Consider the following 25,734-nt stretch of genomic DNA (forward strand, 5'->3'; position numbering starts at 1 on the left):
TTAGTCGTCTGCAGGTGCGTTTCCGTTCTTTTCGGCGACGACGTCCGCCGCCGTCTTGTCACGCGGCATCGGGTCGGGACTGTGACACTGTCGAACCATCTGTTTTGTCTCGAGTGGCGGCTCGCTGGTGAGCAGCGAGACGACGATGGTGATAGCAAAGACGAGGGGCACGCCGACGAGGCCGGAGCCGATGGCCGGCATCCAGGTCTCGAGGACTTCGATACCGAAGCCAGGGCCGAAGTGGCCTTCGTTGAACATCGGGATGAGCCAGATGATCAGCCCGCTCGTCATCCCGGCGAGTGCACCCGGGCGGTTCGTGTTCTCCCACCAGAGTCCGAGGAAGAACATCGGGAACAGCACGATCGCAGCGAGCGAGAACGCGAACGACACGAGCGCAGCGACCGGTGCCGACGGGTTCAGCGCGAAGATGATCGAGAGCACACCGATCGCGATGATGCTCAGACGACCGACGAGGACCTGCTGGCGCTGGGTCGCGTCCTCGTTGATGATGTTCGCGTAGATGTCGTGGGAGATCGCCGACGAGGCGGCGATGAACAGGCCAGCCGTCGTCGCGACCGCAGCGGCGATACCGCCTGCTGCGACGATGCCGACGAACCACGTTGGTAAGTCTGCAAGCTGTGCTGCCATCACGACAATGACGTCACCGGCAGCCGCAGTCATTCCGGGGTCACCGTAGACGGCACCGATCTCGTCCGCGTACAGGGCCGTCCCGAACGCGGCGAACGCGGGTGCGCTCAGGTACAGCAGTGCGATGAAGAACAGCCCCCAGGTGCACGACCAGCGGGCGATTCGTTCGTTTTGAACCGTGTAGAACCTGACCAGCACGTGCGGGAGTCCACACGTCCCGAAGATCAGGCTGAAACACGTCGCGATCCACAGGTAGTAGCTCCCGCCCGCGAACGGATCGGAGAACTCAGCACTGAGTTCGCCGATTAACTGCCCGTACTCGAGCTGTGGGAGAATCGTCGAGTAGCCGCCCGCCCAGCCGGTGGCGAGCAGGCCAATGAGGAACGCGGCGATGAGGATGACGTACTGCATGACCATGGTCTTGGTCGCACCGAGCATTCCCGAGAGCGTCAGGTAGGCGATAGTGACGACCATGAACAGGATCATCATCACCTGGTAGGCGCTGAGCATGCCGCCAGTCACCGCCGACCAGTCACCGAGAATGTACATGCCGACCAGCCCCATCCCGCGGGCCTGCCCGAGCGTGTAGACGAATCCGATGAGGAACGTCGTGATCGCTGCGATGGCACGCGCGGTGTCGGAGTTAAAGCGGTCTCCAACGAAGTCCGGTGCGGTGTACTTCCCGAACCGGCGCATCTGTGCGGCCATGAAGATCAGCAGGATGAAGTACCCTGTCGTCCAGCCGACGACGAACGCCAGCCCGTAGACGCCTGATAGGGCGATCAGGGCTGCCATTCCGAGGTACGACGCGGCCGACATCCAGTTGGCGCCGATCGCCATCCCGTTCTCCAAGTTACCGATCGAGCGGCCGGCGACCCACATGTCGTCCGTGTCGGCGACCTTGTACAGGAACCCGGCCACGAGGAACGATCCCATCATCGCAAAGACGATGACCGCGGGGAGTGCCTTGAACGAGATGTCGAGGCCTTCCGGAAGCAACTCATCACTTGCCTGTAGCGGAACTGTAAGATCCATCATTCTTGGGTACCTCCATCAGTTGCCGCCGCATCGTCCGGAACGGTATCCGTCGTCTCCGGTGCGGCCGTCGGCTGTTCGATGCCGTACTTCTCGTCGATCTGGTCGCGCTTACGGGCGTACCACACCGAGAGGAGCAGTGCCGCACCCGGTCCGACGATCGCGATCGAGAAGTAGTGGAACGGGAAGCCGAGTATCGGCATCTCAGTCGTCATCGCGCCGGGTGCGATACGAGTCGCCGTAATCGGGCCGAACGTCGTCACTGCCCAGACGGCAAAGCCGAGCCAGATCACTTTCAGGTGATCCCGCATGAACGGGGTTGCCGGCTTCAGCAGGTTGATTTCGACGTCGAGATAGTCGATCTGCTTCTCTCGCTCCACGTCGCTCATTCCACCGTCGGTCGCCACTTCGCGGGTATCGCGTTCTGAATCGTGGTTCGTATCTGCGGTCATTGGTAGTTGCCTCTACTTTCGTGGTTCGTTTTGCTCGACACGCTGCCGTCCACGCTGACGGTGCGTCCCGAATTATGGGTGATATTCTCTGTCATGAGATTTCGCCTGTGTTCGCGTCGTCTGTGGTTGCTATTTGAAAGAAAGTACCCCGGCTCAGTCTTCGCTGACCTGCTCTGCGATCTCGTCGACGACTTCGGGGTTCCGGAGCGTCGACGTGGTGCCGAGCTCGTTGCCGCTTGCGATGTCCTCGAGCAGTCGGCGCATGATCTTCCCGGAGCGGGTCTTTGGCAGCTCGTGGGTGAAGACTACTTCCTCGGGTTTGGCGATCGGACCGATCGAGTCGAGGATCGCCTCGACGGCTCGGTCCTCGAGTTCGTCACCGGTTTCGTAGCCGTCTTCGGGGATCGCATAGATGTAGACGGCTTCGCCTTTGACCTCGTGGTCGCCGCCGACGACGGCGGCTTCGGCGATTCCTTCGACGCCGACGACGGCTGATTCGATCTCCATCGTGCCCAGTCGGTGGCCGGAGACGTTGATCACGTCGTCGACGCGACCGAGGACGGTGATGTAGCCGTCCTCGTCGATCTTCGCACCGTCTTCGGGGAAGTAGACCCACTCGTCGTTCTCCGGATCGGAGTACTCCGTCCAGTACTCGTTGACGAAGCGCTCGTCGTTCCGGTAGAGCGTCCGGAGCATGCCGGGCCACGGTTTCTGGACCGTCAGATACCCGGCCTGGCCGGCGTCGACTTTCTCGCCGGCTTCGTCAACGACCTGTGTGTCAATGCCGGGCAGTCCAGGACCGGCGGAGCCGGGTTTCATCTTCCCGACACCGGGCAGGGTCGTGATCATGTGGCCGCCGGTTTCGGTCTGCCACCAGGTGTCGACGATCGGACACTCGCCGCCACCGATGTGGTCGTAGTACCACTTCCACGCGCGTGGGTTGATCGGCTCCCCAACGGTGCCGAGCAGACGCAGCGAGGAGAGGTCGTGCTGTTCGGGGTACTGTCCGCCCCACTTCATGAACGCGCGAATGGCCGTCGGTGCGGTGTAGAAGACGTCCACCCGGTTGTTCTCGATGATCTCCCAGAAGCGGTCCTTCTCGGGGTAGTCCGGCGTTCCCTCGTACATCACCGTGGTCGTCCCGAGCGCGAGCGGCCCATAGAGGATGTAGGAGTGACCGGTGATCCAGCCGATGTCGGCCGAACACCAGTAGGTATCCTCGGGTTTCAGGTCGAGCACCGAGTGGGACGTCCACGCGGAGTAGGCCAGATAGCCACCCGTCGTGTGTTTGACGCCTTTCGGTTTGCCCGTCGTTCCCGACGTGTACATCAGGAACAGCATATCCTCGGCGTCTCGAGAGACCGGCTCGACGCTTTCGCCGGCATGCTCCTCGATTAGCTCGTCGTAGTCGTGCTGGTTCTCCGAGAGGGAGTGCTCGAGGTCGTCGCCGAGTCGGTCGACGACGATGGTCGTCGTCTCGTGGTCGACGCCCTCGAGCCCCTCGTTTGCCTTCGAGATGTGATCGAGTGCGTCCCCGCGACGGTAGTAGCCGTCACAGGTGACGAGATACTCGCTGTCGGCATCGCTCATCCGAGTCGCCAGCGCGTCGGCCGAGAAGCCGGCGAAAACGACGCTGTGTGGCGCACCGAGACGGGCACACGCGAGCATCGCGATCGGGAGCTCGGGTACCATCGGCATGTACAGCGTGACGACGTCGTCTTCCTCGACGCCGAGGTCACGCAGCGTTGCCGCGAACTCGTTGACCTCGTTCAGGAGGTCTCCGTACGTGTACGTTCGCGTCTCGCCAAGCTCGCCTTCCCACTTGATCGCGGCCCGGTTTTTCGCCCCGTCCTCGACGTGACGGTCGAGACAGTTCTGCGATGCGTTGAGTTTCCCGTTCGTGAACCACTGGTAGCTGGGTGCGTCCGACTCGTCTAAGACGTCGTCGTACTCCTCCTCCCAGTCGAGAAACTCCGCAGCGCGTTCCCAACACTCCGGCCAGTTTTCGTCGAACTCCTCATAGATCCCCGGATCCGAGACGTTCGCCTGTTCGACGAACGACTCGGGCGGTTCAAACGTGTCTTGTTCCTCGAGACGAGCCTCGAGGCTGCCATCCTCCTGTGACATGATACAACAGTTCAATATGCTACTACCATAGTAAAGCCGGCATCTAGTTGTGCAAAATCGGGCCCCAAACAGGGAGGGAATATAGAGAATATTGACTGTATTAGGAGCGGATATCTGGTTATACGCGGCCAAATCCCCGTCAGATCGGACACGCGACACCATCGTTGATACCGGGCGTGGGCAGCCACGGCCGGAATGGACGGCGACGAACCACTGCCCTCTAGAGGCTTAGTATACGGTTGGCCGACTGCCGGAGACAGTGGTCGGCCGATCAGGAGGAAATCTCCGGCCTCGAGTCAGCGACACGCCGTTAGTCGCTTCTGGACGACTCGACGTCGTCGCCGGCCGGATCGTCGAAGAACGTCCGCAGGAGTTCGTGTTGGCCCTTCCGGAGGTGATTGTGCAGCGTCGGCGAGGAGACGCCCATCGCATCGGCGATCTCTTCGGCGGTGCTCTCGCGAGGCCAGTCGTAGTAGCCGCCGAAGTACGCGGCCCGCAGCGACGCCTCCTGTCGGTCGGTCAGTCGGTCCTCGAGTCCCTCCCGGAACTCGCGGGCGGTCTGGACGGTTCGTTCGGCTTCGCGTTTCCCGACCAGTTCCGAGTTGGGGAATCCGGAACGAAGGCCGACGAGGACCGTCCGCAGGTCGGCATCGGCTGCGGATTCGGCAGTGATCGTCGTCACACCGCCTTCGGTAACGGCATCGATGACGGTGACGCCGTACTCGGTGAGTGTCAGCGTCGGCGAGGAGCCCTCGACGACGAACTCGACGCGCCAGCCGTCCTCGTCGGTTTCGACCAGCCGACAGTCGTCGATGCCGGGATCGTCCGCCGCGAGGTCGAAGACGTCGGCCGGCGAGCCATCCTGCAGTCGCACGTAGTACAGTTGCGTCGTCTCCGAGATCGGGACGAGCGAGTCGAGTTCGAACCGACAGCCGAGTCGCTGGGAGGCGTCGACGAAAAACGAATCGTCGTCGCGACAGGCGAACTCAAGTTCGACGACGCGATCGGACAACAGCAGGTTCCGTCGCCGGATCGCGGCGATCGCGTAGCCGACCTGTTTCCCGAGCGTCTCGAGCCACTGGCGTTCGTCCGCATCGAACGCCGCCACCCTGTCGGTTGCGACCGTCAGCGTTCCGTAGACCGTATCCCCGTAACATAACGGAACGCGCGCGAGCGCTCCCTCACCGTCGCTCCCTGCACCGTTTTCGCCTTCGGGCTCGATATCGAGGGGGACGTCGGTGGCGACCGAGAGTGTGCCTTCCCCGTCATCCGTCGCCGGGCCGTCTTCCTGCCAGTGGTCCGGAACGAGCCGATCGACGTCGGCGGGCTCGATCCCGCTCGAGGCGCGCCAGTCCGACCGCCGATCCGTCACGGTCGCCCGGTCGATCCAGGCGTATTCGTAGGCGCGTCCGTCAGTTAGTGCCGCACAGGTCCGCGTCTCGACTTCCTCGTGGTCGGTCGATTCGAGCAGCGATCGCGCGACCGCTCGGTGGGCCTGAGCGACCGCATAGCGTCCCTCGAGTTCGTCGCGGCGTGACCGGACCGCCTCGAACTCCTCGTGTGAAGCCGAGACATCACGAACGAAGACGGCAAAGCCGCGATGGCGACCACGGTCGTCCCGCAGCGGCGAGATGACTTCGGTCGCGCGAAACTGTGAGCCGTCCTTGTGGACACGCCACCCCTCGTATTCGGAGCCGGACTCCTCTAAGGCGGTCGACAACGCTCGTTCCGGGCAGCCGTCGTCCACGGCCGCGTCCGTATAAAACGTCGAGACGTGCGTGCCGACGATTTCGCCGGCCCGATAACCGAACATCGACGCTGCGCTGCGATTCCACCGTTCGACGTAGCCGTCCGCATCGAGACGGAGCAGCGCGTATCGATCGCTTGCAGCCAGTAACAGTCGGATGACGCTGTCGTCGCTCACCATCGGTCCGGACTGAGTCTGCGAGCGGCCGTGATCGGATCCCGACGGCCGTTCGACGGCGTCGAAGGCGTCGACGATCTCCGCGTCCGTCGGTTCGGGGAGGTAGGACTCGAGTGCCTCGAAGCTCCCCCAGCCACCGACGGTTTTGACGACTCTGGGGTTGACCGCGTGATCGATGAGTGCGGTGTAGGTGAAGTACTGTCGCAGATCGCTCGTGGAGAGCTCGGCGAGTACCGGCTGGTCGTACCGCTCGCTGGCTCGCTCGGCGATGTCCGAAACCAGCATCTGCAGCCGTCGCGCCGTGACGGGAAAGATTCGATCGTTGGTGGAGAGCCCATTGCTCTGGGCGTATCGCCGCAGTTCTCGTTCGACGTGGGTCGGTAGATACGCCGTCCGTCTCGATCCGTCGTTGACGGCTGGGACCCGAATCAGGTACCGCGGCGGATCGATCCTGACCTGTTCGATGCTATCGACGGTGAGTTCGGTGAGCTCCGTCGGTCGGAGTCCGACATCACCACAGAGTCGAACGACGAGTGCCTCGCGATACGTTTCGGCGGCGTCGAGGAGCGACTCGTAGTGCTCACGCGACAGCATCGACGAGTCGGTCCTCTCGAGACTCATGGTTCGTTGTTTCTAACGACACGAATATAATTGTGTCGGCAGACACACTGTTTGCGATGTGAAATCGGTTTATGGGCAGCACTTGTTCTGTACTGTGTTTCGCCTCCCTTGAAAATGCGAAACGCTCTCCGTCACGGTCACTCCTCGTCGAGCTCGGCCTGGATTTCGCCGATGATCTCCGGGTTCCGCAGCGCGCTCGTGTCTCCGAGTTCCTCGCCGTTTGCGACGTCCTCGAGTAGTCGGCGCATGATCTTCCCCGAGCGCGTCTTGGGGAGTTCGGGCGTAAACTGGACTTTTGTCGGCCGGGCGATCGGGCCGATCGCCGTTTCGATGTTGTCGATAATCGCCTCGCGAACCGCTGTACCGTCGTCGTAGCCGCCTTCGGTGCTGACATAGGCGTAGACGTCCGTTCCGTTCGTCTCACTCGAGCGGCCGACGACGGCGGCTTCGGCGACGCCGGCGACACCGGTAATTGCGCTCTCGACTTCCGTCGTGCTCAGTCGTCGCCCAGAGACGTTGATGACGTCGTCGACACGGCCGAGAACGGTAATATAGCCGTCCTCGTCGATTCGAGCAGCGTCGCCGCTGAAGTAGTGCCAGTCGTCGCTCTCTGGATCGGAGAACTGATCCCAGTACTCCGCCCGAAAGCGCTCGTCGCCGTCGTACAGCGTCCGAACCATCCCCGGCCACGGGCGGGCGATGGTGAGATAGCCGGAGTCGCCGGGGTCGACCTCGGTGCCGGAGCTGTCGACCACGCGGACGTCCATTCCGGGCAGGCTCGGGCCGGCTGCGCCGGGTTTCATCTCGCTGACGCCCGGAAGCGTCGAAACCGTTACCGCACCCGTCTCGGTCTGCCACCAGGTATCGACGACCGGACACGTTTCGTTGCCGATGTGTTCGTAATACCAGTTCCACGGGCGGGGGCTGATCGGTTCACCGACGGTGCCAAGCAGGCGCAGCGAGGAGAGGTCGTAACCGGCGGGATACTCCGATCCCCATTTCATGAACGCGCGGATGGCCGTCGGCGCGGTATAGAAGATATCGACCGCGTTCCGGTCGACGATCTCCCAGAGACGGTCTCGATCGGGGTAGTCGGGTGTCCCCTCGTACATCACCGTGGTCGTCCCGAGTGCGAGCGGCCCATACACGATGTAGGAGTGGCCTGTAATCCAGCCGATGTCGGCTGCACACCAGTAGGTGTCTTCCGGTTTGACGTCGAGGACGGCATGGCTCGTCCAGGTCGCGTGGGCGAGATAGCCCCCCGTCGTGTGGACGACGCCTTTTGGCTCCCCGGTGGTACCCGACGTATACATCACGAACAGCATATCCTCGGCGTCCCTGGGGACGGGATCGACGAGTTCGCCCGCGAACGTCTCCCGCAGCTCGTGATAATCGCACTCGTCGTCGCCGAGAACGTGTGGGAGGTCGTCGCCGAGCCGATCGACGACGACGGTACTGACGTCTTGCTCGAGTTTGAGCCGGGCGTTGTCCGCCTTGCTCTTCTGGTTGAACGCATCCCCTCGACGGTAGTAGCCATCACAGGTGACCAGATACTCGCTGTCGGCGGCGTCCATCCGCGTGGCCAGCGCGTCAGCCGACAGTCCCGCGAAGACGACGTTGTGTGGCGCACCGATCCGGGCACACGACAGCATCGCGATCGGTAACTCCGGGATCATCGGCAGATAGATCGTCACGACGTCGTCTTCCTCGACGCCGAGCGCTCGCAGGGCCGCGGCGAACTCGTTGATCGCGACGTAGAGGTCCCGATAGGTGTACGTCTGTCGCTCCCCGTGTTTGCCCTCCCACCGGATCGCCGTGTGGGTTTTGCGACCCGACTCGAGGTGACGATCAACGCAGTTTTTGGCGGCGTTCAGTTTCCCGTCGGGAAACCACTGGTAGAACGGCGCGTCCTCCTCACGGAGAACAGTCTCGTACGACTGGTCCCACGAGAGCAGATCCGCTGCTCGCTCCCAGCACTCGGGCCAGTTCTCCTCGAACTCGTCGTAGATCCCCGGATCCGTAACGTTTGCCTGCTCGACGAACGACGGCGGCGGGCGTCGGGGCGATCCAGTGAGGACAGGCCGGTCCCGTTCCCACTCGTTCCGATCGACCATGTTCGTTCGAACCGAAGACAGTCAATGGAATAAACGTTCCTCCGAACGGTGTCCCGTTGAGCGATCGACCGACGCTCGCTCAGCGGAACTCGAGGAACTGGCGATCGTCGTCCCGATCGCTGACGGCCGGATAGAGCACGATGAAGTTCCCGCCCGTCTCTGTGGCAATTTCCGTCGGCAGCGTCCGCAGTGCCGACTGCCACCCCATCGTCCCGCGCCGTGCACTCATTGGGACAACGAGCGCCGTCTTGTCAACGTCCCCGCGGAGTCGGGTCGAGACGGCGTTCCAGTCATCCACCCGTTCGAAGGTCGCAGGGACGTCCGGTTCGACCAGCCCGAAGAGCCGTTCGAACTGCTCGGGATTCCCGTCGACGACGATAGCCCGGATCGACGCGCCGACCTGTTCCGCGAGGTGTTCGATCGTGTGGACGGCCTCGTAGAACCCGTCGTTGTGATCGATCCCCGGCGGGAGGATGACGATGATCTCGCTCGTCGTGTTCAGCGGCTGGCGGATGTGTGAGACCAACACGAGCTGTGTCGACTGCGTGAGGACCCGATCGATCACGTGGCCGAAGATACGCCGGTGGCGCGGCGTGCCGTCCCACCCGATGACCAGCGTCGTGATTCGGTTCTCGAGAGCGGCCCGGACGATTCCCGACGCCACGTTCCGTTCGACGCGCGTCTGGCGCTCGACGGGAACCTCGGCGCCGGCAGTGTACGTCTCGGTCTCTGCGAGCGAGGCTTCGATCGCGGCGATCTCGGCTTCGGTTCGGGAGCCCGGCTGGGCGACGCTCAGGGTGTACAGCGGCTGGTCGGCGTCGCCCTCGCGAACGAGCAGGGCGAGATCAAGGAGTCGCTCGCGAAACTGGGAGTCTCGCGAAAACGGGACCAGTACCCGCTGTGGCGCGGTTCGCGGATCGTACTCGGAGTGTGCCGAAGCGCGGACGATCGCTCCCCCGTAGCGCTCGACGATCGCGGGGCTGATGACGCCGACGACGAGGATCATCAACACGACCGCGTTGAGCATCGCCTCGCCGAGCAGTCCCGCGTCGAACCCGATGAGGACGATGGCAAGCGCCGCCGCGGCCTGTCCGATCGAGAGTCCGAACATGGTCATCGTCTCGTCGGGAGTGTAGTCATACCGCCACGCGGTCAGCCAGGCCGCGGCGTACTTCGTCGTGAGCACGAGCACGACGAACGCGGCGGTGAGCGACAGTGTCTCGAGGCCTTCAGTCAACACGCGGACGTCGACGAGCATGCCGACCGACAGCAGGAAAAAGGGGATGAACAGGGCGTTGCCGACGAACTCGATACGGTTCATGAGCGGGCCGCGTTCGGGGATGAGCCGGTTGAGGACCAGGCCAGCGAGGAACGCCCCGACGATGTGTTCGACGCCGGCGAGTTCGGCCAGCGAGGCACAGACGAACAGCACGGCCATCACGAACAGGAACTCGACGTAACTCTCCTGGTCGACCGTCCGGAAGAACCATCGCCCGATGCGAGGGACGAGCAGCCAGACCCCAGCGAAAAAGAGCGTGAGTCCGCCTGCCAACTCGAGCCAGAAACTGGCCCCGAGGTCGCCTTCTGCGCCGGCAATAACGACGGCAAGGACGAGTAACGCGAGCGTATCGGTGATAATCGTGCCGCCGATCGTCGCGGTGACGCTTTCGGTTTTTGTGATCCCGAGCCGGCTAACCACTGGATACGCAAGCAGCGTATGGGAGGCGAAAATGGCCGCAAACAGGGCTGCAGCCCCAACTGAGAGCCCGAGCCCGTAGTACCCAACGACCATTCCGACTCCCTGTGGGATCACGAACGAGAGCAGCCCGAAGACGAAACTTCGATACTTGTACTCGATGAACTGGGTGAGGTTGATCTCGAGGCCCGCGACGAACATCAGATAGACGATCCCGACTTCGCCGAGCAAGATGATCGTCTCGTCGCGCTCGAGCACCTCGAGCCCGTTGGGACCGATGGCTGCGCCGACGACGAGGACGCCGATGATTCCCGGCAGCCGATACCGGCCGAACACCAGCGGGGCGACCAGAAAGACGATCATCGCCACCCCGAATATGAGAATCGGGTCGGTGACTGGAAGCGCCAGGTACGGCGCCATCAGATGGCGCTCCTGCCAGCGCGAGCTCGATGAGGTGTGAGTCTCTGACCCGCATCCGTCATTGCATGGCGAGTACGACAGTCTCGCTTACTCGATTGTCGAGTCGATATCGGCGACGTCTTGGGGCTCGATCGAGTCTCCGGGTTCGCGAACGACGTACACGTCGTATCGCTGGTCGTTTGCGACCGGGCTTCCGACGCTCGACTGCGGTGCGATCACCGAGCCGGCGTTCTCCGAGCCGATGAAGACGACCGACGCTTCGATCTCGCCGGCGATTCGTCGAATCTCGCGAACGACGTCCGTCGTGGACGTCGACGTCGGTTCGTCGGAGCTGACACGCTCGGTTCGGACCGTCGCCTCCGGGGCAACCTCGCCGGCTCGGACTTTCATTCCCGCTTCGATCGCCTCGAGATCGAACGGCTCCCCTTCCGTGATCCAGCCCCGTTTTCGTGCGTACTCGTCGTCATCGGGAATCACCGTCAGTACGACCACTTCTTCGTCGAGCAGGTCACCGAACGTGGCGGCCTTCTCGAGGGCTTTTCGTGCCAACTTCGAACCGTCGAACGGGACGAGTAGCGTCATACCCGTATCTCATACGACAGTGGAAGTAAATGTTCGGTCTTCGACAATCCAGAACTGCGCGATCTCATACGGACAGCTGTCAGTCAGTGCCGGCACACCCGCGGCCCGCCGTTCGGGTAGGAGACAGTGACAGCAGACCGTCTTAATCGGTTTCGTCGATCAACAGCACTGGCCGGGTCGTGGATCGAACGACGCGGTCGGCAGTGCTTCCGAGAAGCGCTCGCCGGAACGACGAGCGGCCTCGAGCGCCGAGCACGATCGCGCTCGCGTCCTGTTCGTCCGCGTACGCGAGAATCGTTTCGTATGGAACACCCGAGCGAATCGTCGTTTCGACCGTAACCCCGGCGTCGTCGGCCGCTGCCTCGAGCGCCTCGAGCGCCTCGAGCGCCTGTTCGCGCTGTCGGTGCCTGACCTTTTCGGGATCGACGATCGCGTTGTCGTACTCGGTTCGAGTCTCGAGGACGGCGATTCCGTACAGTGTCGCATCGAACCGGCGGGCGAGTTCGACCGCGTGGGAGACGGCCTCGTGTGCCGCCTCGCTCCCATCGGTCGCGACCAGAATCGACTCGTACATACCGCTTGCTACAGCGTACACCCCGTAAGTTCTGTCCCTGTCGTTCCGTCGGTGGACGGTATCGGGACCGCAATCGAAACCTCGTAGCACTATATGTTCGAGTTCGTACGTCCACGTATGACTGAGGAAGTTCCGGTGAATCCAACGGATATACTCGTCCTCATCGCTGTGTCGCTCGGTGGCGGGGTTCTCATCGCATCGCTGATACTCACCCCAACACTCTCCACACGATTTATCAGTACCACCTTTCTCAGCATGACCTTGCTGGCGTTTTTCCTGTTCCTTCCAGTAATGGGTGTGCGACTGTTCATCGACGACTGGAACGACGAGTAGTCGCCGTCACACTCTCACGAGCCAATCAGTGTTTGTCAGGCATCGTCGAGTGGCGCGCGGTCCCTTTCATGTCGGCACGCTCCGACGGCGGTGGTGCCATCGTCGAGTAGCGGGTCCCACTGCCGCCGGACGTCTCGCGATTCTGGTTCGATCCGAGTCCAGCATCGAGCAGTCCGTCGTCGTCTTCCGCGTCAGTTTGGTCCGCTGTCGCTTCGTCCTCGTCGTCTGCTCCATCGTCCTCGCCGACGGTGCTGGCGCTCGCCTCCTCGAGTCGACCCTGGAGTTGCTCGAGGTCGTCACCGATGCCCTCGAACGAGGACTCCATGGCCGACCGAAGCTGGTCGCCGAGATCGCTGGACGTGTCGGTCCCATCGGACTCGTCTGTGCTCTCATCAGCGGTGTCCGCTTCTGTCTCATCCGTCCCGTCGTCTATCGAGCCGGATTCGGCTGTCCGCTCGCCGTCACCGATCGCTGCTTGTAACTCGCCGACGGCCCCCTCGAGTGCCTCGCCGTCGTCCCAGTCGGCGAGTTTCGAGAGGTTCAGCAGTCGCTGTAGCTCCTCGACCTGCGCTGGATCGCCCTGAGCGATCGCCGCCGGAATCGAGTCCGGTTCGGTCCCATCCGGGAGCGTATCCAGGCCGACCGCCTCGAGCAGTTCCTCCGACTCGGCCGACTCGAGGAGGTCGTTCGCCTTCGCTGCGGTCTCGAGTAGGTCTGTCTGGGCCGTCTCGTCGGCACCGTCGTCCGAGTCGCTCGTCGTGACGAGCGAGCCACTGGATGCATCGGCCTCGTGCAGTACCTCGTTCACGTGTTCACGCAGTTCTTGGCTCATCTGTCGTGTCTCGGTTCTGAACCCGCACTCGAGGCGGTGATATCGATCGATTACTCGGCTTGCGCGTCCGCCTTGTCCGCCGATTCGTCGTCCGACTCGTCGTCCGTCACCGTCGCGATGATTTCCTCGGTCATCTCCTCGCGGCCGAGGTTCGCCTTCACGCCGACGTCCTTGGCGACTGATTGCAGATCGTCGTAGGACATCACCCCCAAGAAGTCCGTGAGCGTGTCTTTCCGGAGTCCTTCGAGATCCTCGGCCGACGTTTCCGAGTCGTCTTCGCCATCCTCCTCGGCGTCCGGTTCGTCGTCGCTTTCGTCTGCCGTGTCCTCCTCGGCGTCCGGTTCGTCGTCGCTTTCGTCTGCCGTGTCCTTTTCGGCGTCCGGTTCGTCGTCGCTTTCGTCCGCCGTGTCCTTCTCAGCGTCCGGTTCGTCATCGCCTTCCGTCTCCGCTTCGCCGTCCTCCGTCGTCTCGTCGTCCCCAGATTCGTCTGCATCGTCGTCCGTGAGGACATCGTCGAGTCCGCTGGCCTCGCTTACGTCCTCGGCGGCCGACTTGACCGCCGCTCGAGCACCGGACTCCTCGCTTTCCTCGTCGGCTTCGTCACTCTCTGCGTCGGCTCCGTTCGCCCCGTCCGCAGATTCCTCTCCGCCGGTCTTTCCCTCGGTCTCGAGAAGTCCCTCAAGGCCACTCCCTTCCGTCGCACCCTGTGCCAGAGACTGGACCGATTCCTTGGCACCGTTTTCATCGACCGTCTCGCGGAGGGCGTCACGGATCGCCGTCGTGAGATCCGACTGCAGCTCTTGGCGGTCTTTTTCGGCTTCGATCCCCTCGGCGATCGTCTCGTGGATCGCGCGGCCGATCGATGCACCCAGTTCCCGTCCCGCTCGAGCGCCGAACTCGCGACCGACCGCGGCACCGATCTCGCCACCATCGATACCGTCTTCGATGGAGCCATCGCCGAGCAGATCGGTTACCGCGACCTGATTGCTCACCTCCTGGGCAACCAGCTGTTTCAGCCCGGCATCACTCATCAAACTCACCTCGAGGCGGACCGTCCGAACAGTCGGCGTGCAGTTGATACGATGACATGGTTATTCCTCCTCGTCCGTCGTTTCGTCTGCGGTCTCAGCGTCGTCGGCGTCCGCAGTTGTGGCACTTTCTTTCTCACTTTCTGCGTCGTCGCTGGTGTCTTCGGCTTCCTCGGCCGGTTCGTCCTCGTCTTCGGCTTCCGCTGCCGGTTCGTCCTCGTCTTCGGCTTCCGCTGCCGGTTCGTCCTCGTCTTCGGCTTCCGCTGCCGGTTCGTCCTCGTCTTCGGCTTCCTCGGCCGGTTCGTCCTCGTCTTCGGCTTCCTCGGCCGGTTCGTCCTCGTCTTCGGCTTCCTCGGCCGGTTCGTCCTCGTCTTCGGCTTCCTCGGCCGGTTCGTCCTCGTCTTCGGCTTCCTCGGCCGGTTCGTCCTCGTCTTCGGCTTCCTCGGCCGGTTCGTCCTCGTCTTCGGCTTCCTCGGCCGGTTCGTCCTCGTCGGGACCAAGCAGTTCCTCGACGACCAGCTCACCGATCGTCTGGCCGACAGATTCGCCCACCTTTCGGCCGACGAGTGCGCCGATCTGGCCGCCGAGTGCTTCGCCGAGTGGCTTCTCTTCGTGGATTTCGTCTTCCCACTGGGTTCCCTCGACGAGCTCATCGACGTCAACGTTGTCGGCGATCTTTCCGTAGTCGATCCGCTGGGTCACTGATTCCGATTGCTCACTCATGATTACGCCTCCGCCTGTGGCGCTGCATCGGACTGGGCATCCGACTCGACTTGCTCGCGATCCGGCTCGAGTTGCTCGATCAGTTGCTCGATTGCCTGGCTGACGATCGTCGCCACGAGGTCTTCGAGCGGGAAGCCGGGAACGAGCCCGAGTAGCTTCTCTTTTAGCCAGCTCCAGGCGTCGGCGAGCCGACCACTGGACTCGTCGGCCGTCTCTGCTGTCGCTTCGGTCTCGGCGTCCGATTCCTCGGCAGCGGTTTCCGCTTCGTCACCGCCAAGACCGAAGAGTCTACTGAGCAGTTCCCGTGGCTTGCTCGCCAGTCCGCTGAGGAGCGCTTTCGGTTTCTCCAGCAGGCCGCTAAGTAGTTCCTTCGGCTTGTCCAGGAGTGACGATACTGCGTCCGAGAGGCCGCCAGCGCCATCGAGAAGGCCCGTCACTGCAGACAATAGGTTCCCGAGCAGGTTGTTTTCACCCGGGCGAGCCGAGACGTCGAGCGTCACTGGATTTAGATTCACCTCGAGGCCGAGCAGATCGAGAAACAGCCCATCGAGATCCAGATGGAGGACGCCGGACGTGTCGTCGTCTTGGTAGACGTCCTCGGCGTCTTCGACGTGGTACTCGTCTTCTTCGTCGGTCGCTTCTGCTTCGTCTGCTTCCTCCTCGGCTGCTTCTTCCTCAGCCGCTTCCGCTTCGGCCGCTTCTTCCTCAGTTGTTTCCTCTTCGGCTGCTTCTTCCTCAGCCGCTTCCGCTTCTTCCTCGGTTGTTTCCTCTTCGGCTGCTTCTTCCTCAGCCGCTTCCGCTTCTTCCTCGGCTGTTTCCTCTTCGGCTGCTTCTTCCTCAGCCGCTTCCGCTTCTTCCTCAGCCGCTTCTTCTTCGGCCGTTTCCTCGTGGGCGTCCGGCTCCGCCTCGGCTGTCTCCGCTTCAGACGTCGATTCACCGCCATCGCCCTCCTCGCTCTCGTCTTCTGCTGACATCTCGGCTTGCCCGCCGTCGGTCATCACCTTGTGATCCGGCGGTCTCGCCTGCTTGTCGACGTGGCGGTTCTTCGTGCAGGCACAAACCGCCACGGGATCCGAACAGTCTTCAGATCCAGCTTGTTCTTGGATCGGTGTCATTCTACGAAAACCAAACGAGAGTCGGCGTTGTGGGGATTTGCCTTGCGTGTGCGACGGCAGCACGGACACCGCTCTGTAGCTCGAACATGCTCTCGGCGAGACACCGTGGCGACAAAAATTGTCGAAGCCCTGTAGTAACAACTGAAACTGTTTGCACACCGATCGCATAGCCGTCGTGCGATCGGGTGCGCACTGGCTTTCAGTGGCTATTATATTCGACCATGTGACCGCCTTACTCAAGCGAGCCGACGCAAAGCGCGTACTCGCCGCGCCGGTTGCCCTCATCGTGATACGCGACAGGCTCTTCGATCGCCGCGATGGTCTCACCGTCGACGGCTGCAGCGGTCGCGACGCCCTCGAGAGGTTCGACGCCGGTCGGTCCGGATTCGAGGTCGAACCAGCGAACGGCATGTGTCTCGGGGTCGCGAACGCGGAAGTTCTGGGCACACGGTGTGACGAGCGTGTCACCATCGGTGGCGAGCCCATGAACGAACCCGCGAACCTGCTCGTCCCACAGGAGGCCACCGTCGGCATCGAACGTCGCAATCCGATGCTCGTTCGGATGGCGACCGTTGGTCTCGCGGCTCTCGAGTGCGTAGGTGTTCCCGGTAATGAACGCCACCCGGTCGTTGTTCGCGTAGACGTGATTCGGGTACGCATACAGCGTCTCGCCGTCGAGTTCTGTTTCGACCGCCAGATCGACGGCCCAGCGTTCGGCCCCGCCGGGGCCGAGCAGGTAGCCGCGCTTGTCGCCGTGACTCGAGACCGCGATCGAGTCCTCGTCGAACGAAACGTCGCCGACGCGCCGGACGCCCTCGGTGCCGGGGTCCCAGGTCCACTCGAGATCGCCCGTTGCCGTTCGGAGGACGACGAGCCCGTTGTCGTGGTCGCCCATACAGCGGTTGTAACCCACGGCGAGGCGCTCGCCAGCGTCATCGAGATCGATCGCGATCGGTGAGGCGTCGGTCTCGTAGGTCCAGCGAACCGAGCCGTCGGGATCGAACGCGTAGACGGTGCTGTGCCACTGTCGATGCTCGCCGTCGCGCTCGTAGCGTCGCGCGGCCGCGTACAGTTGGTCTCCGTCCGTCTCGAGCGCGACGACGTAGGGCAAGTAGAAGACGGTGTCTTTGACCGCCTCGCCGACGTCCGCGGCCGTATCGTACCGCCAGCGTTGCTCGCCCGTCTCGGCGTCGTAGACCGCGATCGCTCCCGATTCGCCGCGGCCGGCGACGGCGACTGCACCAGCGCTGCCGGCTGTCTCGTCGTTCTCAAGCGTTGCAATTCCGACTGCGTGATCCGGATGAGTGACGGTCCAGCGGGGCTCGAGGGAGTCGGCCTCGCGGGCGGTGACCGTCCCGTCCCATTCACCCGTCACAACGAGGTCGGCAGTCGTGGCGACCGCAGAGCGGGTCCACATGTGTCGGCTGCGGGCCGGTTCGAGGTCGCCAAGCGGTCGTCGTTGGAGCGATCGCTCGTGCTCTGGTTCGGAGCCAGCGGTTCCAGCCATGCTCACTCCTCGACCGGGAACGTCTCGTGGAGGGTGTCGTGGGCTTCACCCATCCCGTCGACGATACTCTCGCCCTGAACACTCAGCCGCTCGATCGCCCGCTCTGCGTTGCGGACCTCGAGCAGTCGACCCCGGGTGTAATCGTACTCGGGATCCTCGCTGTCCATGGCTGCAACGTCCTCCTCGAGGTCGACCAGCGCCGCATCGAGGTGGCGCTGGATCTCGGCAAGGGTGTCGGCCTCAACGAGGCCCTCGATGGGGCCCTCGAGATGGCCTTCAAGTTCTTTCTCCGCGTGCTCGCGGGCGCTCTGGTCCCCGACGCCGAGGACGTTCATCAGTCCGAGTCGTACCGCTTCGATTTCGTGACAGCTCATAGCTAGTTTCTGTGATTTCGTGATCGGTGGTTGGTCGTGTGTCTATGCGTCTGCTACAGCGTCTGGTCGACGAGGTCGCTCACGATGCGGTCCCGATCCAGGTGGTCCGCGACGAGTCGTTCGGCATCCTCGGCTGCGACGTCGCCGTACCAGATTCCGCCGGGGTAGACGGCGACCATCGGCCCGTCGCCACAGCGACCGAGACAGGACGACCGCGTGATGCGGGCATCGCAGTGGTCCGAATCGCGGACCTCCTGGCGAAGGCGCTCGAGCACTGCGGGCGAGCCCATCTTCGCGCAGGTCTGGTTGGTACAGACCGCAACGTGCTTCTCGGGTGCGTCGTGGGTGTGTGGTTCGTCGTCGACGTCCTCCCGATCCGCGTGAGTCTCCTGGTGAGCCAGTGCCCGAAGCATGGCCCGTGCGCCGCCGACGTCCTCTTCGTACCCCTCGAGGTCGACTTTGTACTTGCACGTGTCACAGGACATCTCGACGCTGTCGGTGCGGGCCTCCTGCCAGCGGTCGGCGAAAACGTCGAGTAGTCGCGAGTCCGTCCCGAGTGGGTCGCCCGCCAGCGCGTCGACGTAGGGGTAGTCCTCGTCGAACTCGGCCGTCCAGTCCCGGACTCGCTGGGTGAGGACGCCGTCGCCGAGCATGTACGGCAGGACGACGACTGCGTCGGGACGGTGTTTCGAGAGGCCGTGTAAGGTGTCCTCGAGCGTCGGCTCCGTGACGCCGATGAACGACGCTTCGACGCGGTCGAACGCGCGGCCTTCATACAGCAGTCGGGCCAGTTTGTGGACGTCGCCGTTGGCGTCCGGATCGCTCGAGCCACGCCCACAGACGACGACGGCGACGTCGTCCTCGGTGCGGTCGACGCCCAGCGCCGATTCGACCGCGTCGGCGCGGTCGTCGAGCAGATCCAGAATCGCCGGATGGATACCCAGATGCGCGCCGTTGTTGAGCTCGACGTCGTGGGTCGCCCGAGCCTGCTCGATCGCCAGCGGCACGTCGTTTTTGACGTGACTCGCAGCGAACAGCGAGCAGTGGACGACAGTTACCTGTGACGTGACGGCTGCGAGTTCCGCGATTGCGTCGTCGATCGCCGGCTCTGCCAGCTCGAGAAACGCTGCGTCGACCGGAATCCCCAGTCGCGACTCGAGGTCGGCGGCAAGCTCTCGCACCTGTTCGTTCGATTTCGCTCGACGGGAGCCGTGTCCCACCAAGAGGACGGCCTCGTCGTCGAACGCGGACGTGGATATGGAATCGTCGGATTTACTCATCGGTTGTCAGTATGGTCGGGTGCTGAACGCTGTTCGAACGCGGCGCTAGCGCTGGTTACTCGTCGTCGCTGTCTGCCTGCTCAAGGCTTCGCTCGAGTTTTCGACGCCGGCTCGGCGCGAACAGGCCAGTTGCCTCGCAGTCCTCGTAGAGCCACATGCCAAACTCGGGGACGGCATCGTCGTCGATACCGAACCAGTAGCCGCCCGAGGAGGTCTCCGAAAGCTCCCCGACAGGTGCGGTCACCGGGCAGTCGGCGAGCAGTTCCTGTGTCGCCTCGAGCAGCGCGCGGTCGTCGTGGACGAACGAAATGCCGACGGTACCACTCGATGATTTGAAACAGATCGTCCCACAGCCCTCGAGCAGGCCACGAAGGAGTTCGCGATCGTGACTCGAGAACGCGCCGAAGCGGTAGTTGCCGCGGCCGTCGACGGGCAGCGAGAGCACGCTGGTGCGACCCAACAGCTCCTCGCTGTCCTCGTCCTCGCCGATCGAAAGCGTGTACTCGTCTTCCGTGCGCGTGATCGACGTGTCGTGGGCGTACTCGCGGCTGCTCGTCTCGTGGTCGATGTCGCCGCCTGCGATCGCGGCGAGCACCTGCGCGGATTGCTCGTCGTTGGTCACGACCTCGAGATGCTCACGGCGTCGCCGTTCGCCGTCCGTGGTTCTCGCTTCGCTCCGAACCACGCGCCCACTGCCGGCGACGTGCCCCCAGAGGTACGCGGTTGCAGGATGGCCAACAAGCGGGTCAGCTGGAACCTCGATTTCACGTCGAGCGTCGCTCATTCGCCCACCTCCTCGACGATGATCGCGTCCGTCGGACAGGCCGCGGCGGCCTGTTTGGCTTCGTCGACGCGGTCGTCGTCGAACGTCGCAACGACGCGTTCGGCGTCGTCCGTGACCTCGCCCTCGCAGTCGTAGACGGGATCCGCAGTTGGATCAACCGTCGCGAGGCCGTCTGCGCCTTCGATAAATCGCGGATCGCGGGTCAGGCAGGCGAAGATGCCGTCACAGGCGTCCTTTTCGATGGTGACTTCGTAGCGTGGCATAGTCAGTAGTCGTATTTGGTCTCGTAGCCACGCGGCGTGACCATCCGGTCGTCCCAGACGTAGGTGTCTTCGGTCCCGACGACGATCGTCGTCGTCATGTCGATGATTTCGCTTTCGCCCAAGTCCTCGAGTTCGCCGAGGTCGGTGATCATCACCTGCTCGTCTTCGCGTCCTGCGCCGTGGACGATGCCGACTGGCGTGTCTTCGTCGCGGTGGGTCAGCAGGATCTCACAGCACTTCTCGAAGTTCTCCCGGCGCTTGCGGCTCCACGGGTTGTAGATCGTGATCGTGAAGTTCTCGCTTGCGACCGAGTGGAGTCGGGACTCGATCTCGGGCATCGGCACGAGGTGGTCCGACAGTGAGACCGAGACGGTGTCGTTGACCAGCGGCGCGCCCAACCGGGCCCCACAGGACTGGGCCGCCGGCACGCCGGGCACGACCTCGAAGTCGACCATCGAGGCCGTTGCGCCCTTCGACTCTAAGATCTCGAGGGCCAGTCCCGCGAGCGCGTAGACGTTGGGGTCGCCGCTGCCGACGATCGCGACGTCATTGCCCGCGAGCGTGCGGTCGATCGACTCCTCGGTCCGCGAGACCTCGCCGCACATCGGCGTGTCGTAGATGTCGTCGGCCTGCTCGGTGATTTCGTCCGGGATGAGGTCGATGTAGGTCGTGTAGCCGACGATGTGCTCGGCCTCGAGCAGCGCCGTCTTCGCGCGCTCGGTCATCCCCTCCGGATGGCCAGGGCCGAGGCCGACGGCGATCAGCTGGCCGGGCTCGGCGTCGAAGTCCTCAATCGTCGCGCCGACTTCTTGCTCGTTCGACTCGTCGTCCGAATCGGAACTCGAGGCCCCGCATTTGCTCGAGGACGAGGAACTGGAACTCGAGGAGCCGCCGCACTTCGAACTCGAGTCGTCGGTGCTGCTCGAACCACCGCACTTCGAACTCGAGGAGTCGGTGCTCGAGTTGCTGCTACTCGAGGCGCCACATTTGGAAGTCGATTCGTCAGCGTCTGCATCAGTGTCCGTGCTCATGGTATGATTGTCTCAGAAGTCGTCGACGTCACGCCCGCCGCGCGGGGTGACGAGATATGTTCGGTCGTCGTTGCGCCAGGTGTCGGTCTCGTGGTTGCCGATGATCAGCGAGGTGCCCATCCCGGAGACCTTGTCGTCGTGGTCGGCGGCCTCGCCGAGCGTCGTAATGAACTGGCTCTCGCCGTTTCGGCCGGCATCTTCCCGGCCGGCGTCGTTGACGATGGCCACGTAGGCGTCGTCGGTCCGCTCTTCGCGGACGATTTCGACGGCCTTCTCGTAGTTTCGCCAGCAGTTGTAGAGGACGATCACGAAATCCGAAATCGCCGCAGCACGCAGTTTCTCCTCGATCTCGTCCCAGCCGCGCCACTTGTCCGACAGCGAGATCGTACAGAAGTCGTTACACAACGGCGCGCCGACGTTCGCTGCGCCGCCGAGTGCCGCCGTGAGTCCGGGGACGATCTCGATCGGCACGTCCGTCGCGTCCTCCTCCTCGGCCATCTTGAAGATGAGATCGGATTTCCCGTAAACGGAGGGATCACCGCCCGAGACGTGGGCGACGTCTTTGCCCTCGCGAACGTAGTCGAACGCTGCGCGAGCGAGTTCGATCTGTCGACCCATCGTCGAGCGGACGATCTCCTGTTCGAATCCATCGTCGCGTGTCGCGACGCCGTCGTCGTCGACGGCCTCTTTCGAGGGCAGTGTGCCGTCGTCGCGCAGGAACTCCTGATAGAGACTCGAGGCGATGACTACGTCCGCCGATTCGATGACCTCTTTGGCCCGCTTGGTCATGTGCTCGGGTAGCCCGGGCCCGATGCCGACGACGTAGAGGGTGCCGTGGTCGTCGGGGGTGCCGCCGGCAGCGGTTGCGGCGTCAGCGTCGGAACTCATCGGCCGATCGCCACCGTGACCTCGTTTTCGTAGCCGATCTTCTCGAGGACCAGTTCCCGTTCGGCCCCGCCGGCGATCGCGGAGGCCTCGGAGACGCCGGGCCAGCCGATCAGCTCCTTCGATTTCGACGGTGTCGGGCCCTCGTGGTCGAGCAGGGTTTCCTTGTCGAACGCAACGACGCCGAGATCGAGTTTCTGGGCCGCCTCGAGCAGCCCCTCCTCGTCTTCCTTTCGGGTCGCCGTGGCGACGAACTCGACGTCCTCGAGGTCGTAGTTGGTCTGCTCGAGGGCGTCTTCCCAGGCTGCGATGAACGACTCCGTGCTCGCGCCGGAGACGCTCCCGGTGCCGATGACGACACCCTCGTCTTTGTTGCGCTTGAGAACGGTGACGTCGTCGCCGACGAGGACGGCCTTGGGGCCCTCGAGTCGGGCCACGGGGCCGAGGTTGTCGTCTAACACGGCGAGGTTCGTCTTCACGGTCGAGTCGCCGTTGACGACGTGGGTGTCCATCGCCTTCGCCTTCGATTCGACTCCCTGCTTGCCGGCGGCCTCGCTCGCGGTGGTCATCGCCGGGATCGCCCCCATCGTCGCCAGATCCTGTGCGACCTGGTTCGCGCCGTGGTGGCCGCCCGTGATCGGGATGGCCCACGTCAGTTCCTCGTCGACGACACAGATCGCGGGGTCGTCCCACTTGTCGTCTAATAGGTGGGCCGTCTTGCGCATCGCGATTCCCGATGCCATCAGGCCGATAAAGCAGTCGTACTCGCCCCAGTGTTCCTCGAAGACGTCGCCGTGGTACTCGAGGATCTCGATCGTCTCGTAGCGATCCTCGAGTTCGGCTTTGATCTCCTCGGCAGTATCCATCTTGCGCTCGAAGGAGATGATCGCGATCTCCTCGGCGACTTCGCCGTCCGAATCCGGCGTCGAACAGTGGCCGCCCGAATCCGTCTCCGTACTCGAGTTGTCGTCGTCAGTGCTCATGATTAGTCACTCTCGGCTTCGTCAGCGTCGTTTGCACCGCGGTTCGCCCAGTCACCGTAGAGGAACGAGCGTTCATAGCCCGCACCAGTCACGGCGTCGCCGATGACGACCATCGCCGAGGCGCGATAGCCCGCCTCCTCGACCTTGTCGGCGATGTCGCCGATCGAGCCAACGATGACGTCCTCGTCGGGCCAGGAGGCGTGATAGATCACCGCAACTGGCGTCTCGGGGTCGTGGTCGTCTGCGAGCAGCCGATCCATCGTATCGCGAACGGCGTGTGTGCCGAGATAGATACAGGTCGTTACGTCGCCCATCTCCACGAACTCGGAGATGTGGTCTTCCTCCTCGGTCAGGGTCTTGCCCTGTGGCCGAGTGAACGCGACGTGGTTCGAGACCTCGTTGAGCGTCAGTTGGGTCCGTAGCGTCGCGCTGGCCGCGAAGGCCGACGTGACACCGGGCACGAAGTAGGTCGGAACACCCTCGTGTTCCAGGGCGTCCATCTGCTCGAGTGCGGCCCCGTAGATCGCGGGGTCGCCACTGTGCAGTCGAACCACATTGTCGCCGTCCTCGTAGGCGTCCCGCATGAGCGGGATCAGTTCCTCGAGGTCTTTGCCAACCGAATTGACCAACTCGGCGTGGGCGCAGTACTCGTCTAACAGTTCACTGTTGACTAGCGACCCCGCGTGGACGACGAGGTCGGCTGCCTCGAGCAGTTCCTTCCCGGCGACGGTCAGCAGCCGCGGGTTGCCGGGACCAGCGCCGACGAAGGGGATTCCCTCCTGTTCGTCGCCGGCGTTGTGGTCGAAAATCCGGTCGTCGAGTTCCTCACGGCGGCGCTCCCCCTGTGTGTCGATCGCCTCCTGGGGATCGCCACCGTCGGATCGCAGTTTCGGTTCCGTCTCGATTACTGTCTCCGTCGTCTCGTCGGGTGGTGTCGTCTCTCCCATCAGTACCAGTGTTGTTCACAGTCGCCATGTTCGAACCCTTCCGAGCGCTCGAGTTCGTGCAGTTCGCTCCCGAGTCCGACCGGTTCACCGGCCGTGGTCGTCTCCGCTCGAGTGCTCTCGTTGCTTCTGGTGCCGCTCTCGCGCTCGCTCGAGGGCATACTCGAGCCGTCCGAGCTGTCGGCTTCTCGCTGGAACGCCGCCGTCGCCTGCTCGACCTCGAGAGTTTCTTTTTCGGCGTAGGCGAGCGTGTAGTAGTCGCGCTCGTCGATCTCCTCGGGGTCGTCGGTGATTATCGTCTCGCCCTGTTCCATGAACAGTCGGCGGCCGTAGGTCACCTCGTAGCCGGCGTCGACGAGGCCGTCGTGAGTCGCCGGTGCGTCGGTGACCTTGAAGAGGATCATCCGGTCGGGACCCGTCGGACTCGTTCCGTTTGCGGCCTCGCGAAGCGAGAGTCCCGCGCCGGCTTCGATCTCGACGCCCATCGCGGTCGCAAACGCCGTTACGGCGCTCACGCCGGGGACGATCTCCAGTTCGACGTTCGGATGAAAGGCATCGATCGTCCGCCGCAAGTGGCCGAACGTCGAGTAGACGTTCGGATCGCCGAGCGTGACGAAGGCGACGTCACCGTCGCGTGCGTTCGGGGCGATCTCTGCGGCAGCCTCCTTCCATGCCGACCGCAGCTTTTCTTCGTCTTTCGTCATCGGGAACTCGAGATCCCCGATCTTCGACTCGTCGACGTGGTTCAGTGCGACCGTCCGCGAGAGTCGACCCGGCGAGTAGACCACGTCGACGGACTCGAGCACCTGCTTCCCGCGAACGGTCACGAGGTTGGCTTCGCCGGGGCCGAGGCCAACGCCGTAGAGCGTCATCGCTGACTCCCCTCGCTCTTCGAGTCCCCTGGCGTTGCACTCCCGACCAGCATATAGACCGGGTTGTCCGAGTTGAAACTCGTCGCGCCGGCGAGTTCGTAGCCGTGGCTCACCTGGAACTGGACGACCTCCTCGAGAATCCCGCGCTCGCGGAACGCCTCGGTCGCCTTCCCCGCGACCTCGAGTCGCGAGACGTTCATCACGACACGGTCGACCTCGGTGTCGACGGCGTGATCGAGGACGGCCTCGAAGTTGCGACTGCCGCCCAGAAAGAGCGCGTCGGCATCGTCGGGCAGTTCCGCCGGCGCTTCCGCGTTCCGGAGTTCGACGGCCGCTCGAATCGCGTCCTCGTTGGCAGCCAGATTCCGCTCGGTCGTCTCGAGTCGTTCGGGTTTCCGCTCGAGGGCGGTCACTCGGCCGGCTCGCTGTGCGGCTTCGATCGTCACGGCTCCCGTACAGGAGCCGACCTCCGCGAAGTGGTCGTCGGCCTCGAGTGCGAGCTTCGAGTGGACGACAGCCCGGACCTCCGGTTTCGTGGGTCCGGCCTTCGCGTCGTGTGGCAGCGCGATAGGTGGCATCATCCGGTG

General features: G+C 63.5%; 24 protein-coding genes. 1 reads left to right on the top strand and 23 read right to left on the bottom strand.

Annotated elements, in window-relative coordinates; genetic code table 11:
* From BW940_RS03915 to BW940_RS03950, 8 genes are all read right to left on the bottom strand, one after another.
* Positions 1-1,686: a VC_2705 family sodium/solute symporter gene (locus BW940_RS03915; protein ID WP_076607886.1), complete on the bottom strand. Its 1,686-nt coding sequence runs from the start codon at positions 1,684-1,686 to the stop codon at positions 1-3.
* A complete protein-coding gene (locus tag BW940_RS03920; protein WP_076607887.1) occupies positions 1,683-2,135 on the bottom strand; it encodes a DUF4212 domain-containing protein in 453 nt (150 codons plus the stop codon). Before BW940_RS03920 ends, BW940_RS03915 begins: the two co-directional genes overlap by 4 nt.
* A 153-nt stretch (positions 2,136-2,288) precedes the next feature.
* Complete coding sequence (gene acs, locus BW940_RS03925) at positions 2,289-4,262, bottom strand: acetate--CoA ligase (RefSeq protein ID WP_076607888.1); 1,974 nt, start codon at positions 4,260-4,262, stop codon at positions 2,289-2,291.
* Positions 4,263-4,572: 310 nt separating this feature from the next.
* The gene (locus BW940_RS03930; RefSeq protein WP_076607889.1) at positions 4,573-6,807 is read right to left on the bottom strand and encodes a bacterio-opsin activator domain-containing protein; all 2,235 of its coding nucleotides are present in this window, start codon (positions 6,805-6,807) and stop codon (positions 4,573-4,575) included.
* Positions 6,808-6,944: 137 nt separating this feature from the next.
* Positions 6,945-8,921 carry an acetate--CoA ligase gene (acs, locus tag BW940_RS03935; protein WP_076607890.1) on the bottom strand — a complete coding sequence of 659 codons (1,977 nt, stop codon included), beginning with the start codon at positions 8,919-8,921 and terminating at the stop codon, positions 6,945-6,947.
* A 79-nt stretch (positions 8,922-9,000) separates the two neighbouring features.
* Positions 9,001-11,037, bottom strand: a complete 2,037-nt coding sequence (locus BW940_RS03940) for a cation:proton antiporter (protein WP_076607891.1) — start codon at positions 11,035-11,037, stop codon at positions 9,001-9,003.
* Positions 11,038-11,124: 87 nt separating this feature from the next.
* Positions 11,125-11,619, bottom strand: a complete 495-nt coding sequence (locus BW940_RS03945; RefSeq protein ID WP_076607892.1) for a universal stress protein — start codon at positions 11,617-11,619, stop codon at positions 11,125-11,127.
* A gap of 142 nt (positions 11,620-11,761) precedes the next feature.
* A complete protein-coding gene (locus BW940_RS03950; RefSeq protein WP_076607893.1) occupies positions 11,762-12,193 on the bottom strand; it encodes a universal stress protein in 432 nt (143 codons plus the stop codon).
* Between the two features lie 117 nt (positions 12,194-12,310).
* Between BW940_RS03950 and BW940_RS03955 the strand changes: the two genes are divergently transcribed.
* Complete coding sequence (locus tag BW940_RS03955; protein ID WP_076608117.1) at positions 12,311-12,526, top strand: hypothetical protein; 216 nt, start codon at positions 12,311-12,313, stop codon at positions 12,524-12,526.
* Between the two features lie 25 nt (positions 12,527-12,551).
* Here the strand turns inward: BW940_RS03955 and BW940_RS03960 are convergent, their stop codons facing one another.
* The 15 genes from BW940_RS03960 to cbiT form a co-directional block, all read right to left on the bottom strand.
* Entirely contained in the window at positions 12,552-13,358 is an 807-nt protein-coding gene (locus tag BW940_RS03960) for a hypothetical protein (RefSeq protein ID WP_076607894.1), read from the bottom strand.
* A gap of 50 nt (positions 13,359-13,408) precedes the next feature.
* Positions 13,409-14,389, bottom strand: coding sequence for a hypothetical protein (locus tag BW940_RS03965; protein WP_076607895.1), 981 nt, complete (start codon positions 14,387-14,389; stop codon positions 13,409-13,411).
* A gap of 60 nt (positions 14,390-14,449) precedes the next feature.
* A complete protein-coding gene (locus tag BW940_RS03970; RefSeq protein WP_076607896.1) occupies positions 14,450-15,109 on the bottom strand; it encodes a hypothetical protein in 660 nt (219 codons plus the stop codon).
* Positions 15,110-15,111: 2 nt separating this feature from the next.
* Entirely contained in the window at positions 15,112-16,224 is a 1,113-nt protein-coding gene (locus BW940_RS03975) for a hypothetical protein (RefSeq protein ID WP_076607897.1), read from the bottom strand.
* 232 nt (positions 16,225-16,456) lie between these two features.
* The gene (locus BW940_RS03980; RefSeq protein ID WP_076607898.1) at positions 16,457-17,731 is read right to left on the bottom strand and encodes an outer membrane protein assembly factor BamB family protein; all 1,275 of its coding nucleotides are present in this window, start codon (positions 17,729-17,731) and stop codon (positions 16,457-16,459) included.
* A 2-nt stretch (positions 17,732-17,733) separates the two neighbouring features.
* The gene (locus BW940_RS03985; RefSeq protein ID WP_076607899.1) at positions 17,734-18,105 is read right to left on the bottom strand and encodes a DUF3209 family protein; all 372 of its coding nucleotides are present in this window, start codon (positions 18,103-18,105) and stop codon (positions 17,734-17,736) included.
* A gap of 53 nt (positions 18,106-18,158) precedes the next feature.
* Entirely contained in the window at positions 18,159-19,385 is a 1,227-nt protein-coding gene (locus tag BW940_RS03990; protein ID WP_076607900.1) for a CbiX/SirB N-terminal domain-containing protein, read from the bottom strand.
* A gap of 55 nt (positions 19,386-19,440) precedes the next feature.
* Positions 19,441-20,169 (bottom strand): cobalamin biosynthesis protein, encoded by a 729-nt coding sequence (locus BW940_RS03995; RefSeq protein ID WP_076607901.1) that lies wholly within the window; start codon positions 20,167-20,169, stop codon positions 19,441-19,443.
* Positions 20,166-20,432: a ferredoxin gene (locus BW940_RS04000; protein WP_076607902.1), complete on the bottom strand. Its 267-nt coding sequence runs from the start codon at positions 20,430-20,432 to the stop codon at positions 20,166-20,168. The genes BW940_RS03995 and BW940_RS04000 overlap by 4 nt, the downstream gene beginning before the upstream one ends.
* Positions 20,433-20,434: 2 nt before the next feature.
* Complete coding sequence (gene cobJ / locus BW940_RS04005; RefSeq protein WP_076607903.1) at positions 20,435-21,463, bottom strand: precorrin-3B C(17)-methyltransferase; 1,029 nt, start codon at positions 21,461-21,463, stop codon at positions 20,435-20,437.
* Positions 21,464-21,475: 12 nt separating this feature from the next.
* Positions 21,476-22,351, bottom strand: a complete 876-nt coding sequence (locus tag BW940_RS04010; protein ID WP_076607904.1) for a precorrin-3B C(17)-methyltransferase — start codon at positions 22,349-22,351, stop codon at positions 21,476-21,478.
* The gene (gene cbiG, locus BW940_RS04015; protein ID WP_076607905.1) at positions 22,348-23,331 is read right to left on the bottom strand and encodes a cobalt-precorrin 5A hydrolase; all 984 of its coding nucleotides are present in this window, start codon (positions 23,329-23,331) and stop codon (positions 22,348-22,350) included. Before cbiG ends, BW940_RS04010 begins: the two co-directional genes overlap by 4 nt.
* Positions 23,332-23,333: 2 nt before the next feature.
* On the bottom strand, positions 23,334-24,278 hold the full coding sequence (locus BW940_RS04020) for a cobalt-precorrin-4/precorrin-4 C(11)-methyltransferase (RefSeq protein ID WP_235847768.1): 945 nt from the start codon (positions 24,276-24,278) through the stop codon (positions 23,334-23,336).
* Complete coding sequence (locus BW940_RS04025; protein WP_076607906.1) at positions 24,278-25,147, bottom strand: cobalt-factor II C(20)-methyltransferase; 870 nt, start codon at positions 25,145-25,147, stop codon at positions 24,278-24,280. Before BW940_RS04025 ends, BW940_RS04020 begins: the two co-directional genes overlap by 1 nt.
* On the bottom strand, positions 25,144-25,725 hold the full coding sequence (cbiT, locus tag BW940_RS04030; RefSeq protein ID WP_076608119.1) for a precorrin-6Y C5,15-methyltransferase (decarboxylating) subunit CbiT: 582 nt from the start codon (positions 25,723-25,725) through the stop codon (positions 25,144-25,146). The genes BW940_RS04025 and cbiT overlap by 4 nt, the downstream gene beginning before the upstream one ends.
* Between the last annotated feature and the right edge of the window lie 9 nt (positions 25,726-25,734).

The organism is Natronorubrum thiooxidans, from assembly GCF_900156475.1.
Taxonomy (GTDB): Archaea; Halobacteriota; Halobacteria; order Halobacteriales; family Natrialbaceae; genus Natronorubrum; species Natronorubrum thiooxidans.

Coding starts and splice junctions, on each gene's coding strand:
- BW940_RS03915 (WP_076607886.1), bottom strand. CDS start 1,686: ATGATGGATCTTACAGTTCCGCTACAGGCAAGTGATGAGTTGCTTCCG.
- BW940_RS03920 (WP_076607887.1), bottom strand. CDS start 2,135: ATGACCGCAGATACGAACCACGATTCAGAACGCGATACCCGCGAAGTG.
- acs (WP_076607888.1), bottom strand. CDS start 4,262: ATGTCACAGGAGGATGGCAGCCTCGAGGCTCGTCTCGAGGAACAAGAC.
- BW940_RS03930 (WP_076607889.1), bottom strand. CDS start 6,807: ATGAGTCTCGAGAGGACCGACTCGTCGATGCTGTCGCGTGAGCACTAC.
- acs (WP_076607890.1), bottom strand. CDS start 8,921: ATGGTCGATCGGAACGAGTGGGAACGGGACCGGCCTGTCCTCACTGGA.
- BW940_RS03940 (WP_076607891.1), bottom strand. CDS start 11,037: ATGGCGCCGTACCTGGCGCTTCCAGTCACCGACCCGATTCTCATATTC.
- BW940_RS03945 (WP_076607892.1), bottom strand. CDS start 11,619: ATGACGCTACTCGTCCCGTTCGACGGTTCGAAGTTGGCACGAAAAGCC.
- BW940_RS03950 (WP_076607893.1), bottom strand. CDS start 12,193: ATGTACGAGTCGATTCTGGTCGCGACCGATGGGAGCGAGGCGGCACAC.
- BW940_RS03955 (WP_076608117.1), top strand. CDS start 12,311: ATGACTGAGGAAGTTCCGGTGAATCCAACGGATATACTCGTCCTCATC.
- BW940_RS03960 (WP_076607894.1), bottom strand. CDS start 13,358: ATGAGCCAAGAACTGCGTGAACACGTGAACGAGGTACTGCACGAGGCC.
- BW940_RS03965 (WP_076607895.1), bottom strand. CDS start 14,389: ATGAGTGATGCCGGGCTGAAACAGCTGGTTGCCCAGGAGGTGAGCAAT.
- BW940_RS03970 (WP_076607896.1), bottom strand. CDS start 15,109: ATGAGTGAGCAATCGGAATCAGTGACCCAGCGGATCGACTACGGAAAG.
- BW940_RS03975 (WP_076607897.1), bottom strand. CDS start 16,224: ATGACACCGATCCAAGAACAAGCTGGATCTGAAGACTGTTCGGATCCC.
- BW940_RS03980 (WP_076607898.1), bottom strand. CDS start 17,731: ATGGCTGGAACCGCTGGCTCCGAACCAGAGCACGAGCGATCGCTCCAA.
- BW940_RS03985 (WP_076607899.1), bottom strand. CDS start 18,105: ATGAGCTGTCACGAAATCGAAGCGGTACGACTCGGACTGATGAACGTC.
- BW940_RS03990 (WP_076607900.1), bottom strand. CDS start 19,385: ATGAGTAAATCCGACGATTCCATATCCACGTCCGCGTTCGACGACGAG.
- BW940_RS03995 (WP_076607901.1), bottom strand. CDS start 20,169: ATGAGCGACGCTCGACGTGAAATCGAGGTTCCAGCTGACCCGCTTGTT.
- BW940_RS04000 (WP_076607902.1), bottom strand. CDS start 20,432: ATGCCACGCTACGAAGTCACCATCGAAAAGGACGCCTGTGACGGCATC.
- cobJ (WP_076607903.1), bottom strand. CDS start 21,463: ATGAGCACGGACACTGATGCAGACGCTGACGAATCGACTTCCAAATGT.
- BW940_RS04010 (WP_076607904.1), bottom strand. CDS start 22,351: ATGAGTTCCGACGCTGACGCCGCAACCGCTGCCGGCGGCACCCCCGAC.
- cbiG (WP_076607905.1), bottom strand. CDS start 23,331: ATGAGCACTGACGACGACAACTCGAGTACGGAGACGGATTCGGGCGGC.
- BW940_RS04020 (WP_235847768.1), bottom strand. CDS start 24,278: ATGGGAGAGACGACACCACCCGACGAGACGACGGAGACAGTAATCGAG.
- BW940_RS04025 (WP_076607906.1), bottom strand. CDS start 25,147: ATGACGCTCTACGGCGTTGGCCTCGGCCCCGGCGAAGCCAACCTCGTG.
- cbiT (WP_076608119.1), bottom strand. CDS start 25,725: ATGCCACCTATCGCGCTGCCACACGACGCGAAGGCCGGACCCACGAAA.